This window comes from Natronococcus pandeyae (assembly GCF_008122205.1).
GTDB lineage: Archaea > Halobacteriota > Halobacteria > Halobacteriales > Natrialbaceae > Natronococcus > Natronococcus pandeyae.
In genome coordinates this window covers 40,541-59,471 of record NZ_PHNJ01000018.1, presented here as the reverse complement: position 1 = coordinate 59,471, position 18,931 = coordinate 40,541, and the positions used below count along the sequence as shown (strand labels likewise).

17 protein-coding genes are annotated in these 18,931 nt (G+C 61.2%); 6 read left to right on the top strand and 11 right to left on the bottom strand.

All coding sequences use genetic code 11. The annotated features are described in order from the left end of the window. Positions 1-7: 7 nt before the first annotated feature. Positions 8-961, bottom strand: a complete 954-nt coding sequence (locus tag CV102_RS22435; RefSeq protein ID WP_222863728.1) for a glycosyltransferase family 2 protein — start codon at positions 959-961, stop codon at positions 8-10. 116 nt (positions 962-1,077) lie between these two features. Between CV102_RS22435 and CV102_RS22430 the strand changes: the two genes are divergently transcribed. Continuing rightward, the gene (locus tag CV102_RS22430) at positions 1,078-2,580 is read left to right on the top strand and encodes a sulfatase-like hydrolase/transferase (protein WP_148860252.1); all 1,503 of its coding nucleotides are present in this window, start codon (positions 1,078-1,080) and stop codon (positions 2,578-2,580) included. A 54-nt stretch (positions 2,581-2,634) separates the two neighbouring features. Here CV102_RS22430 and CV102_RS22425 read toward each other — a convergent pair whose 3' ends face one another. The 5 genes from CV102_RS22425 to CV102_RS22405 form a co-directional block, all read right to left on the bottom strand. Beyond that, positions 2,635-3,750 (bottom strand): glycosyltransferase family 4 protein, encoded by a 1,116-nt coding sequence (locus tag CV102_RS22425; RefSeq protein WP_148860251.1) that lies wholly within the window; start codon positions 3,748-3,750, stop codon positions 2,635-2,637. Then, positions 3,747-5,021, bottom strand: a complete 1,275-nt coding sequence (locus tag CV102_RS22420) for a sulfatase (RefSeq protein ID WP_148860250.1) — start codon at positions 5,019-5,021, stop codon at positions 3,747-3,749. Before CV102_RS22420 ends, CV102_RS22425 begins: the two co-directional genes overlap by 4 nt. A gap of 116 nt (positions 5,022-5,137) precedes the next feature. Beyond that, the gene (locus CV102_RS22415) at positions 5,138-5,632 is read right to left on the bottom strand and encodes an FkbM family methyltransferase (RefSeq protein ID WP_187433083.1); all 495 of its coding nucleotides are present in this window, start codon (positions 5,630-5,632) and stop codon (positions 5,138-5,140) included. Between the two features lie 374 nt (positions 5,633-6,006). Beyond that, positions 6,007-7,257 (bottom strand): sulfatase, encoded by a 1,251-nt coding sequence (locus CV102_RS22410; RefSeq protein ID WP_187433082.1) that lies wholly within the window; start codon positions 7,255-7,257, stop codon positions 6,007-6,009. Further along, a complete protein-coding gene (locus tag CV102_RS22405; RefSeq protein ID WP_148860247.1) occupies positions 7,254-8,492 on the bottom strand; it encodes a glycosyltransferase family 4 protein in 1,239 nt (412 codons plus the stop codon). Before CV102_RS22405 ends, CV102_RS22410 begins: the two co-directional genes overlap by 4 nt. Before the next feature lie 245 nt (positions 8,493-8,737). Between CV102_RS22405 and CV102_RS22400 the strand changes: the two genes are divergently transcribed. The 4 genes from CV102_RS22400 to CV102_RS22385 all read left to right on the top strand — a co-directional run bounded on the left by CV102_RS22400 (position 8,738) and on the right by CV102_RS22385 (position 12,350). After that, the gene (locus tag CV102_RS22400; RefSeq protein WP_148860246.1) at positions 8,738-9,154 is read left to right on the top strand and encodes a hypothetical protein; all 417 of its coding nucleotides are present in this window, start codon (positions 8,738-8,740) and stop codon (positions 9,152-9,154) included. A gap of 15 nt (positions 9,155-9,169) precedes the next feature. Beyond that, entirely contained in the window at positions 9,170-9,514 is a 345-nt protein-coding gene (locus CV102_RS22395) for a hypothetical protein (RefSeq protein WP_148860245.1), read from the top strand. Between the two features lie 453 nt (positions 9,515-9,967). Further along, positions 9,968-11,161: a glycosyltransferase family 4 protein gene (locus tag CV102_RS22390; protein WP_222863727.1), complete on the top strand. Its 1,194-nt coding sequence runs from the start codon at positions 9,968-9,970 to the stop codon at positions 11,159-11,161. 268 nt (positions 11,162-11,429) lie between these two features. Then, entirely contained in the window at positions 11,430-12,350 is a 921-nt protein-coding gene (locus CV102_RS22385; protein ID WP_187433080.1) for a glycosyltransferase family 4 protein, read from the top strand. Positions 12,351-12,973: 623 nt separating this feature from the next. On the opposite strand, the gene CV102_RS22380 is transcribed toward CV102_RS22385, so the two are convergent. The 5 genes from CV102_RS22380 to CV102_RS22360 form a co-directional block, all read right to left on the bottom strand. Next, positions 12,974-14,635 carry a GMC family oxidoreductase gene (locus tag CV102_RS22380; protein WP_148860242.1) on the bottom strand — a complete coding sequence of 554 codons (1,662 nt, stop codon included), beginning with the start codon at positions 14,633-14,635 and terminating at the stop codon, positions 12,974-12,976. A 10-nt stretch (positions 14,636-14,645) separates the two neighbouring features. Then, on the bottom strand, positions 14,646-15,191 hold the full coding sequence (locus CV102_RS22375; RefSeq protein WP_148860241.1) for a gluconate 2-dehydrogenase subunit 3 family protein: 546 nt from the start codon (positions 15,189-15,191) through the stop codon (positions 14,646-14,648). Between the two features lie 64 nt (positions 15,192-15,255). After that, a complete protein-coding gene (locus tag CV102_RS22370) occupies positions 15,256-16,179 on the bottom strand; it encodes a hypothetical protein (protein WP_148860240.1) in 924 nt (307 codons plus the stop codon). Between the two features lie 263 nt (positions 16,180-16,442). Continuing rightward, positions 16,443-16,889, bottom strand: a complete 447-nt coding sequence (locus tag CV102_RS22365) for a DUF1616 domain-containing protein (RefSeq protein ID WP_148860239.1) — start codon at positions 16,887-16,889, stop codon at positions 16,443-16,445. A gap of 471 nt (positions 16,890-17,360) precedes the next feature. Then, positions 17,361-17,744: a transposase gene (locus CV102_RS22360; protein ID WP_233710783.1), complete on the bottom strand. Its 384-nt coding sequence runs from the start codon at positions 17,742-17,744 to the stop codon at positions 17,361-17,363. 331 nt (positions 17,745-18,075) lie between these two features. Between CV102_RS22360 and CV102_RS22355 the strand changes: the two genes are divergently transcribed. Then, the gene (locus CV102_RS22355) at positions 18,076-18,882 is read left to right on the top strand and encodes a CPBP family intramembrane glutamic endopeptidase (protein ID WP_187433079.1); all 807 of its coding nucleotides are present in this window, start codon (positions 18,076-18,078) and stop codon (positions 18,880-18,882) included. Positions 18,883-18,931 lie beyond the last annotated feature (49 nt).

Here is an 18,931-nt window from a genome sequence, read left to right as displayed (position 1 = left end):
CTGGTGATTACGTGAGTCCACCTTGATGCTCGTCGCCTAGTACTAGTCTATCATATATTTTCCAGCCGAATCGTCGCCCGGGACGACCGAACAGAGATACCAGAGCGTAGCCCGCGAAGCTTAACCGTAAACCCGGCACGTAATACAATGCTAGTGTTGCGGCCTTGATTGCTTTCAACGACCACGTGTTCTGATACAACAGAATGTGGGCTTCGAGCAGATACGTGTGGGCGAGAGCGCTCCGGTAAACAGATTGGGGAGGTTCTTCGTAGAGAGCGGCATATTCGTCGAGAATCTGCCGACGACCGACTACTGCGCCCATCGATCCGCCACGAGATTCGCCAGCGTGACCCTGGATCAACAGCGGTTCGTCAACGAAGTCGAATGCCGTCCGCCTAGCAAGTTCGATTTTCAACCCGAGGTCGTCACCACCCGGACGGTCAGTGAGCGGACGGATGTCGTCGAGAATCTCCCGCTCAATGAGCATTGCGGACGGACTGCTGGGCGTCATCTGGAACGACAGCGCATGGTGCAGTACATCTCCTCGAATGTCGGAGTCGGGCATGACCTTGTGGCCGTTCTCCCACTGCTTTCCACAGTACACGACGCCGACGTCTGGATTGGATTCGATCAGTTCGATTTGTTTCTCGAGTTTTCGCGGTCGCATCCGATCGTCGTCGTCAAGGAGATTTACGTAGTCGCCTCTCACCTTTTCGAGTCCGGTGTTTCTGGCGGCCTGTGCGCCCCGGTTTTTGTCGTGGGGGATGTATTCTACCTCAGGATAGCGCTTCACGACCGAAAGCGCGTGGGACTCGCCGGAGTCGTCTACGACGATAATTTCGACCGGCTTGTGTGTTTGGTCTATGACGCTGTCTAACGCTTCTGTCAAACACTCGTTGCGGTAATACGTCGGGATGACCACCGAAACGAGACGATCGGCCGTACTCATCGAACCGGTCACTGGAATAACATCGACTCGACCTGTTATGTTCGTTTCGGTCAGGGTAGCCTGTCCGAGATCGGTATGCTACCGCGCAGCCAACGTATATACTCGAGGCGGAAGATGCATTCGTACGGATGCAGCCACAGAACATCCTACTGATTGTTTGGGACGCCTGCCGGTTCGACGCCGCGACGGCGCATGCACCCGCGTTGCGGTCGTTGGCTGAATCGAACCTGTGGTTCGAGAACGCCGTCACGCCGGCGGGCCACTCCCTCCCCGCTCATGCCTCGCTGCTGAACGGCAAGTATCCACACCAGCACGGGATCTTCCGGCACGGACAGTCAATCGACTCGCTACCCTTGCTCAAATCACTCGGCAACGACGATTACACTCGCTACGGCGTCTCGGCGAACGGGTTCGCATCGCCGAAGTACGGGTTCGACGAGGGATTCGACGAATTCTATAATACCCAGGGGCAGATGGTGTTTCCGAGGGGGTTCGACATCCACCGATACGGGCGGCAGCTCCGCGAGGGAAACGACGGAGAGGTCGACCTCGACTCAATCAGCTATCCGGAGCTGCTTCGGATGGTAGTAGCTCACGAACGACCGATCCGGAGTGCCGTTAATGTGGCGGCTGCGGGCGTGATGGAATTGACGAGGAACCACTCATTCTTGGAGAAAATTCCTCACCCTCGGTTCAATCCCTACTCCGAATTCAACTACTCGCCCGATAAGAACACGGACCTGATTGAGTCGATCATCGAACGCGAATCATCGATCGACTCGCCATTTTTCGTGTTCGCGAACTACATGGATACACACCGACCCTATGCGCCGCTCTCGAAGTATCAGCGGGAGTACTGTGGCCAGACGTTCTCCTACCGCGAACTCTCGGCGCTGAACAGATCAGCGCAACCGTGGCGTTTCATCGAGCGCGAGCGAAACGGGTCGCCGCTCGACGAGGAAACCCTTCGGACGATTCGACGACTCTATCGCGGAGAGGTACGGACGGTAGACGAGCATCTGGAGCGGATCCTCCACGCCCTCGAGGAGGCGGGGCTTCGCGAGGAGACGCTCGTCGTCGTCACAGCGGATCACGGCGAAAACCTTGGCGAAACGGATCTGATGGGGGAGAGACGAATCGGCCACGTCGCGTCCGCCAACGACAATTTGCTGCGTGTACCGCTAGTCGTCGCTCACCCCGAGCTGGATGCACGCCTGGTCGAGCGACCGGTCTCGGTAAAGGATCTCTACGAACTGCTCACGACTGGCACCGAACCGCTGATCGAAACGGCCGGCGAGTGGGAGGGCTGGTACAGGACGGCGAACGGCATCGTCGCGAGCCAGGTGCCCGCCCAAGCGAACGAGGTATTGCTCGAACGGCACCCCGATCTGACGGACGTACTCACCCGACACATTTCGGTTTGCTATTCGGAGTCGTGGAAAGTCGTAGCGACGTCGACCGGAGAGGAGTACGCTTGGATCGATGGCGAGGAGATCGGGGTATCGGACGCGCCGGAGACACTCATCGAAACGTGTCGCGAGAATCTGGTACAACTGGAAACGAGTTCGACCGAGAAGAAGAACCTCTCGGAATCGGATGTTGAACACCTCGAGGCGCTCGGATACCTCTGACGTCCTTCGAAGATCCGTACCGAGCTCGTCCCGTCACGCCGGTCGCCGGTCTCGTCACCGAACGGTTTCCAGGCCCGAATACACGCGTTCGAGCGCGTCGATACGTCGACCCCACGTCGATCGAGCACCAGCTCGACGCGCCGCTCGCTCCATCTCCTCGCGACGCTCGTCGTCGTTCAAGAAACCGCGCACCGTGTCCGCAAACGCTCCCTCGGGTTCGACGAGTGTCGCGGCGCCGGCCTCGGCGAGCGTTTCGGCGAAGTCCGGCCCCTCCGTCAGAACCATCGGACGGCCGAGTGCCGCATAGTAGTACAGTTTCACTGGCGAGGAGGCCGCCTGCAGACCGGACGCGTGCTGAGGGTTTAGGGCGACGGCGGCGCTCGCCAACAGCGGAAACGCCTCCTGGTCGGGAAGTCGACCGGTCACCTGTAAATTCCCGACGGTCGCTGCCGCCCGTTCGAGTTCCTTGCGACACGGGCCGTCGCCGATTACGAGACACTCGGTCACCTCCGGCAGCTCCGCCACGGATTGCAGCGCTTCGTAGTCGACCTTCGGGTGGAGCGTTCCGAGAAAGACGACGCGACCCGGGACCGTCTCCACGTCAAGGTACGGCTCGACGACATCTGGGAAGTACCCGTTCGGGATGACCGTCAGCCGCTCGCGGTGGACGCCCCACTCCTTTGAAACCAGCTCGGCCATCTGGTCGCTTACGACGACCGTCTCGAACGCGCTCGAGAGGGCGCGTCCTTCGATCCGTCGGATGATGCGCTGCACCACTGGTCCGAGCGGGAGATCGCCGTAGAGCGGCGACCGGAAAGCGAGGTCGAGCATATCGAGGACGTCGACGGATGCCCCGAGCACGTCTGTCGCGCCGGCGAGTGTCGAGTGTTCGACCTGTAGGTGTGCGTCGCGCTCGTTGGCGATCGCCTGCGCTGTCCGGGCCAACTTGACGGCTCGGACCGGTTGATCGATGACCCCCCGGGTTCCCACGGAGACCGGAACGATGTCGACCGGATCGAGGCGCTCCGGTAGCGGTCCTCCGGGCTCAGGGATCACGACGGCAACGTCGTAGCCTGCTCTGTCCAGCCCAGCGGCGAACACCGACACGCGATCAGTGCCGCCGCTCGGTTCGCCGAGGTCGCCGCCGTGGACGAGACAGATGTCGGTCATATGAGGCTCGGTATCGCGTGGTGTATCGTCGATACTTCACGCTCGTGGGACAGTCGCCGCTCGACCAGCCGGCGGTATGCGGCAGCCAGCTCGGAGCGTTCGAACGCGAGGTCGATCTGTTCGGCCGGATCCGACTCAAGGTCGTACAATTCCTCGCGGATCACGCGTCGATGGCCGATGGCATCGGACGCGCCGTTCCCGGTATCGGCAGTGGTGGCGATGTACTTCCAGCGGTCGGCCCGGAGCGCCACGCGTTCCGGGCCGAGCGTGGTGGCGAGCACGTGGTCCGGCGACGGTATCGATATTGGGCCAGTCGACGCCTCTCGGAGCACCGCCGGAAGCGACGTCAGCGACACGGGTCGGTCCACGACACCTGTTGTCTCCGCGTTCCAGATGACAAAGGGGATGCGAAGGTTCTCCTCATACAGCTGTCCGTCGTGGCCGAACGAGCCGTGTTCGCCGAAGGCCTCACCGTGATCCGAGTGGACGGCGATGACGGGCTCTCCGGGGACGTCCTCTCGCAGCGACTCAAGGAACGCGTCGCTTGACCGGATCGTCGCGTCGTACAGCGATACCAGCGACTCGCCGTCCAGTGGTAGATCGATCCCCCATTTCTTCGCCGCCCACAGCTTCCAGTTCCGGTAGTACATCTCAAGCCGGGATGCGTCCCGGAACTCGTCGGGTGCGAGGTACGGCGTGTGCGGATCGAGGAGAAACACCCACAGGAAGTACGGCTCCGGCGCCTGTTGAACCCACTTGACAACATCCTCGTAGTATGCCTGCCACGGTTTCGATGCTCGGTCGCCCCGAACCAGGGTGAAGACGTGTTTCAGCTCCGAGAAGACGGGTAGATCCGCCGCTTTCCGCATCAGTCGCCCCTCGCCGCCGTCCATGAAATCCTCGTAGCGGTCGAAACCGCGCGCGAAATTGGTGTGGGCGCCAGTGTAGGGGTTCGTCGTGAATGCGGCCGTCGCGTACCCCTGACGCGCGAACCACTCCGCAATCGTCTCCCGATTGGTGTTCGTCTGGATAAAGGATCCGCGGCCGTCGTACGGGCTTTCGCCGGTCACCGGATAGTTGCATACGTGTCGTCCCGTGACGATGGCTGGCATCGACTCGTATGTGCTCGGTCCCGGGGCGATCGCCGTCTCGAAGGACAGGCCTTCACGCGCCATCGTGTCGAGCGTCGGTGTCGTCTCCCTCCCGTAACCCATAAAGCTGCAGTGATCCGCGCGGAGGCTATCGATCGAGACGAGAATGACGCTTTTCACGCTATTCCACCTCGGCTTCGATGACTACCGGAGAGATCGGTTTTGGTGCCAGTTGCGTACCTAGCTGCGGACAGAGCGGGATATGCAAACGGGCACGGAATTCCTTTCATTAGCATCTATGACCTTGCAACCATGTACGGTGGTAATCGTTCGATCCGGTAACCGATGTCAGTCAGGAAAGCCCGAATCATATCGGAATTACCGTGTGATTCAACGTAAATCGTTGGTTCGTATTCGCAGAGTGTTTCTCGTGCACCGTCGAGAACGGACAATTCGTGCCCCTCCACGTCTATCTTGATTCTGTCGGGAGGAGAAAGATCATCACCGACAAGCGTATCAAGTCGATACACCGGTACTTCGGCTGTCCTCGATCCATTTCGACCCCTGTCTTCAAACGTCGATTTCCGATGCGCGAGTTGTAGTTCGTGTACGCCGTCCCTGTCCGAAAGCCCCGTCCAATAGGTATCGATATTGTCACAGCTGTTCGCGCGAACGTTTGCTACTAACCATCGGTACACTTCCGGATTCGGTTCAAAGCACTTAATGGAAATATCATATTTCTTTCCCAACACTAGGCTGTGTGTGCCGACGTTTGCACCGATATCGTACATAACATCCCCATCACACATCTCGTCAGATATCCGTATCAATAACTCCTCAGCATCAACCCGGCGGTGTGCATTGAGGGGCTCATAACTTCGGATACTGACTCCGTCAACCGTGTGTGAACGCGAAATCAATTTGTAACGGTAATTCATCTCCCGAACATAATTGTAAAGTGAACGAAGTGGACCTGGCATGATTTTCTGTCACTCTCTGTTTACCCCTGTTACTTATACAGGATCTATCGCTTTCGATTGAATTGATCTCGAACATAAACTCTGAGAGTAGTTCGGGCATACCTTCTACGTAAACACTAATCATTTCCCACCCCACTCTTTTGTGTCGATTATATTGGTGATCTGAAGCGGCCCCAATTTGATTCTCATAGCTTACCCCGCAACTGGTCGACTGCACCACCGATACGGCGTTTCTCGCGATCTGAATATACTACGCTATTGACAAATATCTGACAGAGTTCATACAGCGCCAACTCCTCGAGCGGCGAGCGCTCTCCGGGATCGGTCGTTAGGTCGAACGCGGCATCCCCGTCCGGCCCCGTCAGGTACTTCCAGTTCCGGCCTCGGATCGCGGTCCGTTCGCCGTCGAGCGTCCGTGCGATCGCGGGTGTCCCGTCAACGTCCAGTTCATCGCCGACAGCGAGATCCAGCAGCAATTCGGGGAGATCCGCGAGGGAGAACGGGTCCGCTACGGTATCCGTCGAACCGCCGTGAACGACCAGCGGCACATGGACGTTCTCTTCGTAGAGGCGCTGCTGGTGACCGAAGGTCCCGTGTTCGCCAAAGGCTTCGCCGTGATCACCGTGAACCACGATTAGTGGATCGTGCGGTAGATCATTGAGTAGCCTGTCGAGGAAGGCGTCCGAGTACCTGATAGTGTCATCGTAGGCGCGGACCAGTCTATCGCGAGTTCGCTCGGAGATCGGGGGGGCGTGGCCCTGTCGCCAGAGCCGCCAGTTGGCGCGGTACGTGGCGTATCGCGACTGGGTACGGTACGAGGACGGAACGAGGTACGGATCGTGGGTGTCCATCAGGAGCACCCACAGGAAGTACGGCCGGTCGGTACCGCGCACCCACTCGAGGATCGAGTCGTAGAACGCCTCCCAGGGTTTGAACACCTCCTCACGCTGGATCCAGTTGAAGAGCACTCGCGCTGGAAAGAGCCCTTGTAGGTCAAGTCCGTCCAGTGTCCCGTTGAGCATGCCGTCGTAGAGACGTTCGCGTGATCCATCAATAAAGTCCTCGTACGCATCGAACCCCTCGTCGAACCCGAAGTATCGTGAGGTGTACGGATTCGGCGAGAATCCCGCCGTCGCGTAACCAGCTTTCGAGAACCGCTCCGCGAGCGTCTCGCGCGCCGCCATGTGTTCCCGCAGCATCGTCTGCCGCTCGACGAACTCGGTACAGTTCGATCCGGCGACTGACCGCGGGTGCGAGCCCGTCAGGATCACCGGCATCGCCTCCGGTGTGCTCGGGCCCGGGGCGATCGCGTTCTCGAAGACGATCCCCTCGTCGGCCATACGGTCGAGCGTCGGCGTGGTGTCCCGCTCGTAGCCCGCGAACCCGCAATGGTCGACGCGAATACTGTCGAACGTGACGAGGACGACGCTCTTCACGATCGCACCTCCGGACGGATGCCGACGTTCCGCTGGCCGCTCACGTCACGGTAGACGCTTACAATCCGTTCGGCGATGTGCTCCCACGAGAGTTCGTCCGCCCGGCGCTCGAGGGCTCGCGCCATCGCCTCCCGCTCAGCCCCGTCGTCCAGCAACTCGGCGAGCGCCGTTGCGAGGCCATCGATGTCTCCCGGGTCGACGAGGCGGCCGTGTACGCCGGGATCGATCTGCTGGACGATCCCGTCAATCGTCGTCCCGACCACGGGCGTACCGGAGGCGATCGCCTCCGTGACCGCAATGCTCGAACCCTCCTCGTAGGACGGCAGGACGAAGAGATCGGCAAGCCGGTAGAAAGCCGGGATCTGCTCGTCCGGAACGAAGCCGGTCAACACGACGTGCTCGCTGAGGCCGGTCGTATCGATCAGGTCGCGAACCTCGTCCGCGTACGTCGGTTCCATGTCCATCTTCCCCACGATTACCAGTCGAACGTCGGGACGGGGTCCTACCACCTGCGCCGCCGCCCGGAGTAACTCTACGACCCCCTTGCGCGGCGTCACTGTGCCGACGAACAGGACGATTCGTGACCCCTCAAGGTCGTGTTCCACGCGCACCTGCTCGCAGACACCCGGATCCACCTGCTGGAACCGGTCAATGTCGACTCCGTTCGGAATCACAGCGAGCTTTTCGGCCGCCACGCCCCGTGACTCGAACGCGCTTCGCATTTCCGGGTTGAGGACAATCGTCCGCGCAGCCCGTCGGGCGAGGTACGCGTCCGGGGAAAACCGGGTCTCTCGAACCCGAGTTTCCGTCTCGCCGATGTGTGCCGTGTACACCATCCGGTTCGCGATCCAAGGGGCGACCGTGGCCAGCACGTTGCCGGCGAACGGCAGGTGGACGTGCACCACGTCGAACTCAAGTTCGCGGAGTCGGCTGAGCGCCCGAGCCGCGAAGTTCGTCCGGTCAAGGAGAAGCGTCGCGGCGCCGCGCGGCGAGGACACCATCTCGTACGGGATCTGTTCCCACGGCTCGGTCGGTCCCGTTCGCAGTGGGATCCGCTCGAACCGAACCCCCTCGTGAACGGACCGCTCCGGGAGGCCGTCCCATTGTCGTTCGAGCACGGTCACTTCGTGTCCGCGAGCCGCCGTCTCCCGGGCCAGATTCCAGACAACGTTCGGTACCGAGCCGCGGCCTTCAAACACTTTCTCGTGCCCGTCATAGAGGTGCAGTACGTTCATGCGTTAGGCAGGTGCTCCGTTCGATGATGGATGCACTGCCGAAGGATGTCAACCTACGTAAGGCCTTGGATGATACCGTTTTCAGACACGGTGGGTGCCCGGTCTAGGGGGTATCCGCACTAGGCGTATCAACTGACCTTTCGTGCTATCGTCCCCCAAGACGACCAGCAGACTCCTGTTCGTTGTCCCTCCTCTCGGTACTCCGCAGTTCAAACGGATTCGTTCGAGGGAGTTACCACACTATTATGAGTGCTGCTACGGGAGTACTAGACGCGAAATCGAACCGCCCTAGCATGTCCCTTGTCCTCACTCACTTCGCGGTCGGCGCGATCGCGACGGCCATCCTCGTTCACCTGTTCTTCCCCTCCCTTCGGTATAAGATGACGGTCATCGTAGGTGGCGGAATCTGGGCGTTGATTCCCGATCTACATGGGATCACGCCGGTGTACACGGACGTGTTTTACGCATTGGACACGTCCCGATGGGCCGATCTCTTCTGGTTCCACCGGACCATGGACCGGCTGGAGGTAGGAGCGGGATCGCCGCGCGTCGCTCTTGTCTTTGCCGGTGCGTTAGTCATCATCGTCGCGCTCGGCGAATGGTATGAAAAAGGCGTCCGGTGCAACGATGCAACCGGTGATACCGGAGACGGAGGGACCTAAATCGTGGCGCGTCTGATGACCCACTTCGCACTCGGGATCGTGTTCACGGCTCTTCTTGTTCAGGTGTTCATTCCGGACGCCAAGTACAAGCGGACAGTGATCTTTTTCGGCGGTGCGTGGGCACTGCTCCCCGATCTGTATCGTCTCAGTCCAGCTTTCGACGGTGCGTTGCGACAGCTTCCAGAATCCCGTTTGGCAGACCTATTCTGGTTTCACTGGACGCTGAACCAATATGTGACCGGCACCGAGTTCCGCTACGTTGGTGCGTTCACGATCGGCGTCTTGTTCGTAGTTCTTTTCGGAATCGAACTACATGATGCTATCCGAAAGCAGGGCGACGCGAAACACGGCCACGGATAACTCGCTACGCGGGAGCGATTCGAAGAACGGCACCGCCCCCGAGTGTATACGGCGCACTGTTTTCACCAGGGCCGAACGGGATAAATGTCAAGAGCGTTAACGGTCTTGTCGGCGACCTCACCGGTCCTAGGGCTACTCGGATGCGATATCGCCGAGCGTTCCGTCCCAAAGCGGCGAACTGTAACGGACGAATAGCCACCAATAGCAGCGAAATCAGGGTAAGCTCCATCCCGAGGACCCTCATCTCATCGCAGTAGCCGGCCTCTCCTGTCGAACGGCTGACTCTTGTTGCGGTTCCAACGAGTGCGGTCCGGAGGACTGTCCGCCAATGTCTGGAGAGAACTCTGACGACCGCAACGACCGCTGAATGGAAGAGACGCGAACCGGTCGGCCGCTCCGCTCTAGGGTGGCAGGAGGCAAACGAATTTGACAGTTGACACCGTGTGGGACGCCATGAACGTCCTGCAGGTGACGCCGGCGGACGTGTATCCGCCGACGAACGGGAGCGATCACCGAACGCACGCGATGGTGACCGCGTTCCCTGAGCACGGCGACACGGTCTACCGGTTTTGCCAGGTTCGCCAGTTTTCGACGTTCCGGAAGGGCGATCTGCGCCGCCGCGTCCCTGTCGACGAGCACTACGTCGAGTACCGGGCCCTCAACCCGTTCTACGAGCTGGTCCGCGCGGCGGCGTCGGTCGCCCCCGGTCGATCCTCCCTCGAGTTCACCGGCACGTGCCTGTGCACGTGGTCGACTGCGCGACTCCGGAAGCTCCTCAACTGGTGTGACGTCGTGATCGTCAGAGGATCGTGGCAGGTGCCAGCAATTACAGCCCTCACTGACGAGGTGCTAGTCCTCTACTCGGTGCACGGCACTCGGCCGCCCGACAACGAGGCGGAACAGCGCGCGCTCGACGACGCGGACGCGGTCCTGTTCGAATCCGAGTGGAGCGTTCAGGAGTACGAGCGACGATTCGACGTCCGGACGCCGCATATCGTCGCCCCCGTCGCCACCTACGACTCGAACGTTCGGGACAGCTTCGCGAACCCCGAGCGACGGGCGCGGATCCGATGCGAGCTCGGCGCTGACGAAACCACGGTCGTCGGCCTCTTCGTGGGAACCGTCCACCCGCTCAACGTAGAGGCGGCCGAGTGGTTGCTCGAGATGGCAGCCGCGGCGCGCGATCGCGGCGAGAACATCCACGTCGCAATCGCCGGCTCAGTCGGGTCCGAACTAGACGCGTCGCCACCTAACGCGTCCGTCCTCGGCTTCGTCGACGACCTCGAGCCCTACTTCGACGCCGCCGACATCGGGCTCAACCCGGCGACCGTCTCCGAGGGGGGGCCCAACATCAAGATGCTCGACTACTTCGCCCGCGGTCTCCCCGTCGTCTCAACCGAACGCGGCGTCCGCGGTCTCGAGGTGAGTCACGGCGAAGAGGTGGTCGTTGCGCCTCGCAAGCGCTTCCTGAACGAACTTGTCGACCTCGCGGAGGACGACGATCGACGCAAGGCGATGGGCGAATCGGCTCGCCGGTTCGTCGAGGAGAACCACACGTGGAGCGCCGTATCCAGGGGATTGCGCGCCGACATCCGGGAGTTGCGATCCGAGGTGTCCCGATCACGGCCCGTCCGTTCAGCGGAATGATCTCGACGCGATTCCCGACCGGGATTCGAGCGGCGGGCGTTCCGTCCGGATACCGAGCAGTTCAGTCCCGCGAACGCCACCGGCCGAATCGAGTACGCGCGAGCAGCAATCGACCACTACGGAAAGACGCGCTCGTGTCCGCCAGGGAACCGCCCGCTCACCAATGAGTCGAAGTCGAACAGATCCGCAACCAGACATCGACGAATCCGCCGAGTCAATCCGCGTCCACTTCCTCACGTTTACCGATACGTACACAACGAAACACCTAGTGAAGGACCAGTTGCAAGCGGCGCTGTCGGCGTACGGCGTCGTCCCAGTTGATGACTGGCGCGATGCAGACCTCGTCCACCTCTTCCAGGACTTCATTCTCACCACCGACAACGTCCGTTCGTTTCGCTTTCCCGCGCTGTTTCAAATCCTGTACTCCGAGACGCCGCTTGTCGTCTCGACAGACGATCTCTTCTTCACCGATCGTCCCGACCTCATCAGCCATCCGCGTTTCTACGGACTGCATCACCGGACGAACCGGTGGATGCTCGAACGCGCCGACGCGATCGCGGCTTACTCCGAGAGTGTCGCGCGAGAGATCGGACGGTACGTCGACAGCACTGATCTGCACGTCGTCCATCTAGCCGTGGACGACCGATTCTGCCCGACCACGTCCAATACGGACACTTGGACTCGAGACGACCAATTCGTCTTTCACGCCAGTCTCGCGTCGAAGCGAAAGAACCCCGAGGCGATCGTGGCGGTCGCGGAGCGCCTCGACGAGCAGTTCGTCATTGCTGGCACGGGCTGGGAGGAGATTGTGCCGGAGCGGCTCCGAAGACGATCAGTCGACGCCCTCGGGTATGTCTCGGACGACCGCCTGGCAGAGCTGTACCGTCAGGCGACTGTCTTCTACTTTCCGACGCGACACGAGGGGTTCGGCCTGCCGGTGCTCGAGGCGATGGCCTCCGGAACCGCGGTCGTCACGACGACCGCGTACTCCGTTCCCGAGGTGGTCGGTGACGCCGCGATCCAGTGCCATCCCGAAGACGTCGACGCGCACGTCGAACAGATCCGGTCGCTCCTGCACGACGACGAGCGACGGGCAGCCATCGAACGGGCTGCACTAAAGCGAGCGGACCAATTCTCGTGGGACCGCGCGGCGACCGAGACGATGGCTGTGTATCGCGAACTCCTCTAGGCAAAGCATCCGACCGGCGGCCGCATCGATCAACGGCTGAATCGACCGTCTGTCGAATTAACAAGGGAGGTGGTGACATACATAGCGCGGCATCAAGTCGATGCCCTATATACCTGCCATCCGTCGGTTTGAATCGGCCGAACGACTGGCGGCGAAGCGTACGCTGACCGCATTCTCCGTCGGAGGTAATCCGCCTTGATCGAATGGGTTGGATCCTAGCCTAGAGATTAGATCCAGCCATCTGCTCGTCCACCCGCGGCCTCAAAATCGCGAGACTGGCCCGATCCCTTCTCTAGACGACCCCCGTGTGCACCGTCATACACGATATACGCGTCGACCATTTCGGTATCATTATTGACATTCCAGATCGAAACAGAGGTCGGTCGGTCGGCGCCCGAAGTGAGGTGTGAAGAAATGTCTAATTACACCCATACTGCTGTAAATATCCTGTCCGGACGAACGGTAGTTACGGTTGACTTCCACCGGGCTCAAAAAAGCGCTTACGGGCCTAGTGTCGCTAGCCCGATTCCTAGGGGCAAACGGGAGAGGGCATCCGACTTCTAATCGCACCTCTCATGCCGCGATGGTCGCCGGTAGCTTCGATGCCGTGAGAACGACGCAGCTCACAGGGCCGAATCGATGTGGTCCGCCGCCTTCAGCGACAGCGCGGCGATGGTGAGCGTCGGGGGCATCGCGCCGCCTGTGACGAAGACGCTTCCGGAGGCGAGGTAGAGATTTCGTACGTCGTGGGTGCGCAGCCGCGCGTTCACGACGCTCTCGTCAGGATCGTCGCCCATGCGGGTCGTGCCCAGGTGGTGGGCGACGGTCCCGGGCGTTCGAGGATCCGTCTGCCCGGTAATCGTCCCGTCGATCCGATCGACGATGTTCCGGTGTATCGAGAGGGCGTGCTCGAGTGTCTCGACGGCGTGGGAGCCGACCCTCCACTCGATGTTGGGGACCGGATTCCCGAACTCATCGGACGTCGACCGGTCGAGAGTCACACGACTCTCCGCATCCGGCAGCTGTTCGGCCGTCGCGCTCACGGCGACGGTGTTTCCGTATCGGTCGCGCATCGTCTCGAGGAGGTCGTCGCCCCACTCGGCGCCGTACAGCGGCGCGAGGATTCCCCCCATCCCACCGCCGCCGTCGTAGCCGTGTACGTCGGAACCAGCCGTGTTCTGAAACTCGAGTGTGAAGCTGCCCGGCCGCGGCTCCTCATGGTCGTAGAACTGGTGGGACTCGCTCGTCGGGAAGCCGATGTGGTGTTGGCGGGTGTCCTGGTCCAGTTCGGCTGTCGTGGACACCGACGGGTGCTCCATAAAGTACCGTCCGACCGCACCGCTCGAGTTTGCGAGTCCGTCGGGGTGCGCGTCGCTTTCGGAGAGCAACAGCAGCCGCGGCGTCTCGACGCCGCCGCAGCAGACGGCGAACGCGTCCGCGCGCTGTGCATGCGTCTCACCGGCCGGCGTGACGTACACGGCGCTCTCGACGTACTCACCCGACTCGTCGTGGCGCAGGCGCTGCACGGCCGCGCGATCGACGACGCGTGCGCCCGCCGCCTCGGCTTTCCGGACGTGAACGTCCGCACTGTACTTCGCCCCTGCCGGACACACCGGCATACACGTTCCGTACCCCGCACACTGGCTCCGGCCGTCGTACGCCTCCGAGTTGCGGGCCTGCGGAGCCGAGTGCATCTGTATACCGATCTCCTCACACGCGTCGGCAAAGATCGAATCCGAATGGCTCGGCGGAAACGCCGGGAGCGGATACGGCTCCTCTCGAGGCGGTGCGAACGGGTTGTCCTCGGCGCCGGCGACGCCGAGTTCGCGTTCCGCGGCGGCGTAGTACGGCCGCAGGTCCGCGTAGTCGATCGGCCAGTCCGCGGCGAGCCCGTACCGCGAGCGCATCTCGAAGTCCTTCTCGTGCAACCGTGGCGTCATCCCCACCCAGTGAAGCGTCGAGCCGCCGATCCCCTTCACGCGCGTCCGGTTCAACTGGTAGAACCGATCGCCCGAGACCGTGTACCGGTCGCGCCGGCCGCCCATCTCCCACACGTCCACAAAGTCGTGGCCCGGTCGGAGCGCCATCTCCATCCGGCGCTCGCGGTTAGCGGGATCGAACCGCTTGCCGGCATCGAGCACCACGACGTCGTGACCGCGCTCGGCGAGCGTGTACGCGATGAGCGCGCCCGCCGGACCGGAGCCGATCACGCAAACATCGACGCGATCCGACGGCGCCCGATCGATCGATTTCGCTCGCGTCGTTCGTCGGGTCTTCGCTTGCATGCTCGTATCCTTACTCGTCTGCGGGTCGGTCTTCTGGCGCTTGCTGGTATGACTCAAGCCCGCCAGCGTACCCCGGTGGATTCTCGAGTCCCACGAGTTCCCCGCCGGTCGGTGTGCTGTACAGCGCGTAGAGGAGTTCGTTCACCAGATAGTACCGGACCTGTTCGGGAACCGTGCCCTCCGGTTCCGGCTGGACCCGGTCGACACCCATCTCCCGGAGCACCTGATCCCGCGCCGAGGGTGCCAGATCGGGGAACGGCGTCCCCGTGTACCGTCCGGCGTACGCATTCACGTCTGCAATCGCTCGTTTCATGCCGGTTCGGTACACTTCCCGATCTTGGACCCGACCGACGCTATACGTTTCTATGAACTCCTCGGTGACGGAGACGGCAGACGGGTACACGACATCTGCCGTCGCCAGCAGGACGTCGAGGTCGCGAGCCGTAAACGCACCCGATTCGCTCGCTCGGTCGTCGAGACGAGCCATCGCGACAGCACTCGCGCTGACTCCTGCGGCGGTCAGGGCCGCTACCGCATCCCGTCGAGTGAGCTTCACGGTCAGTCCGTGGACAGATGCCGACAAAGATGTTTCCGGGCCGGGTATGCGATCGCTAGTAGTCCTAGTCCGGTTCGCGGTCGTCGCGGTCCGACGCGGGATCGGGACGGCGTGGCGCGGCATCGCCGTGGCGCGACGCGAAACCGAGCCCGAGCGTCGCGGCGTACCGGAGAACGAGAAACAGCGCTACGGTACCGAGCGCGACCTGTCCGGCCCACCCGAATAGGAGGAGCCACGATCGTTCGTGGGCGACCCGCTCGGTGACATGCTTCGCGAGCGACTCTGTCGGAATCGCGCCGAACGCGTGGGCCCCAACGCTGAGAACGGTTCCGACGAGTAGCCAGCAACCGACAACGGCGACGATGATCACGGTCGTGACACCATCTCCGTCTGTCGGTTGGGCCGATCGGACGGCCGTTCCGTGATACGTCAGGCCGCGTGATTGCACGATCGGATAAAGGGCGTAGAGGAGCGGCGGTCCAAAGAGGAGGATCGCGACGGACGCGCTGCCCATCGTGCGGACCACGGTTACGAAGAACGGAAACGCGCCGAGGAGTTCGAGTCCCCAGGCGAGAATCGCCGCGTTGACTGCTGCCGCGGTAATTCCGACGACGCTGAACTCCAGGAGCTGCGCGGGCGCTCCCATGGCCGGCGGCTCCCCGCTTGAGAGTCGGCCGTACCGGCCCCAGAGCGCATAACTCATGATACCAAGCGTGAGCGTAGCGAGGAACTCGAAGAAGAGTAGCGGCTCGAAACCGACGCCGATGAGCCCCGAAATCGCGGCGCCGACGGCGGTACCGACGGCGCCTGACGGACCGAAAAGAAGTCCAAACACGACCGGGAGCGCGGTTGCAGGCCGAATCGACGGAACGGGTGACCCGACGACGACCCCGCCGATACCCAGTGCGACGCCGGCGTACACGATGCCACTCGTCGCTCCTAGCCCGATCTGTTGTCGGTCGAGCCTCGCCTCGAGTTGGGAGCGCATCGCCGACGTACGATACGGGCGTCGCGCATAAGTATTGATCTTGAGAGCTCCATTTCGGACCTCGATGAACGCGAACTCAAAAGCGCCCCGGATCCAGTTCGGTCCACTCGAGTGCAGTCTAGTCTAGTTCGTCCGGATCCGTCCCAGCGGATCGAACGCGATCAGCCGTCGATATGCCGTTCGTCCATCGTTATGACTCCCAGACAAGAGTACGCTTCACAGCATCCAACCGACGAACCGGGGTTGCAATGGCACCAGCCTCGTCACTCGGTAACCGTAACCTGAAGCTGAAGGCTCCGATATGGTTCGTCCTGGAGATTCGGAGACTCACTTTCATACAGGAGGATTTCCAGTTCGAATTCCCCCTCGTCGTCGGGAGAGAACAAGAACGGGTCCTCCCACGTCTGCTCGTGATCGAGAGTCAGCGTTTCATGATCAACCACGTTATCATCCAGTACGAGCACGATCGTGTAGGTCTTCTCCTCAAACTCGTGATTGGTGACGCCGACAATGATCGTCCCCGATTCATCGACGGAGAGGTTCGTAGGATACTCATCAGCCTCGCCAGTGGCGTCGAGGACATAGAATTCGGTGAAGGCGTCTTCGGGGTACTCCTGCGGAGTTACAGCGACGTATCCGACTCCGCCGAGAGACACTAGAAGGGCAAGTCCAAGTGCGACGGTGAGTATCGTTTTTGGGTTCGTTCTCATCGATCTGGGTGGCGTCAAACCGGAGCAGGCCGGTGGCCGATCACCCTCGTTCTAAGACGCTGTCGCATATAGTACTACGGTGTCCCCGTCAGCGCCCTCAACAATCGTCTCCTCAATGCAGTACCGGTCCCGGCAGAATGTCGGCCAGGGTCTCTACGTCCGATCCAAACAACAGATAAACTTTAACGACTATCATTCAGATAGGTATGTTCAGCTCGCGCAATACGGTCGTCTCCGCACCATCGCAGTCAAGGACGAGTACCTCGCAATCGGGGAGATCGAACGCGGGGGTATGTCACCCCAGTCAGTACCGTCGACGGCAACGGCGTCCCCGACGATAGCGTGTCCGGAGATCGTTCGATCCAATCGCTGCACCGAGCACTTCCTTCGTACGTGGACACTGTCCCCTCAGGTCCGGTAAATCGTGCTGCCAGAATGGGTCAACTACCCCACCCTCAACGAGTGAGCGCGTCAGGGCGAGCGAAGTAGGTGGGGCTTGTCCGCAGACTCGGCCTCTGACGCCTCAGCGTACGAGGTGTATCCCCAGTTCGGCGTCATTATCCCGTACTTCAGGGCGTATTGACTGACACCCCTCCACCGTGAAGACTGTTGCTCACGACGGAAATACACGACTGCCACATTCTTGGCAGCGTTGTAGTCGGCGTGATTCCGATTCCCGCACTTCTGGCACTCGAACGTGTCCCTACTCAGGCGGTCGTCGTCGTGAATGAACCCACACTCGGCACACCGCTTGCTGGTGCTCTTCGGGTTCGTAGTATCCACGCACAGGCCTTTTGCCTCGGTTTGTACTCGACGTAGGCGTACAAGCGGTCGAACGCTCACTCGGAATGTCATGCAGCTTCAGACAGTCGCTCACGGATGCCGTCCAGCTCCTCGAACACATACCATACAGTCGTAACGCAGAGCTTCCTCAACGATGCCGTCCAGTGCGCTGTACAGGACTGTTTCACGTTGTAGACGGCCAGCTTTTGAGGAAATCGGGATCGAACCGGATGATAGAAGAATGGGTCTCATTATCCGGCGGAGCGAATGTACAGCCATCGTGGCCGTTGGCAGCGAACGAGCTTGAAACCGAATCAGAATCGAAATCATCCTAGGACTCATGGGCCTCGTTAGTATACCCACCACGTTCTTTACCCGGACGCGTCCAAGCTTAGGATCGTTTATGAGCATCCGAGAAATGACGCCGGTGGCGAACATCGATTTGAACCCGACCACGCTCCTCATCGGCGTAGCGGCGATCGGGATCGTTCTCAGCGAATCAGCACTCTACGCCGGTAGCGTTGCGATCGCGCTGTGGGGACATTTTCTGGTACTCTTGCTGTGCGCGTTCGTTCCTGTCCGGCTGCGGACCGTAACGAGCCTCTGTCAGGTCATCGCCCTCTTACCGGTGTTTCGGATCGTCAATCTCGGGATGCCAGCGCTCTTCGACGCTCCGCTAGCGTCGATCGTGCCGATATACGGCGTCCTGTTGCTCGCCGTTCTCTTGGTCGCCGGCCCGTGGGGAGCGACCAAGGTGACGGTCGGATGGAAACTCGGGCTGTTCTCGATCCCGATCACCATCCCCATCGCGTTCGTCCTCGCAGAGTTCGAGTACGCACTGTACCAGCCGGATCCGTTCGTCGGAAGCTGGACGGGACCGCAGATCGTACTGTTCGCCGTCGTGATGATCGGTTTCGTCGCGCTCGTCGAAGAACTCCTCTTTCGGGGGCTGGTGCAGGGAGCGTTCGTGGACTATCTCGGTCGGTGGAGCGGGATCACGCTGGCCAGCGTCCTCTTCGCGGCCATGCACTCGGGACACGGAGTTCCGGAGCTCGTCGCGTTCGCCTTCGTCATCGGATTCGCGTTCGGGGTCCTGTACGACCGAACCGGAAGCCTCCTTACAGTCATCGTACTGCACGGGTTCCTGAACGTGTTTCTCTTCGGCTTCCTTGCCGTTCACGGCTCGATTCTCGGCCCGTTCATCGCGTGAGCGCATTGATCTGACTGATCCCGCTACCGCCGCGGTGGCACTCGAACCC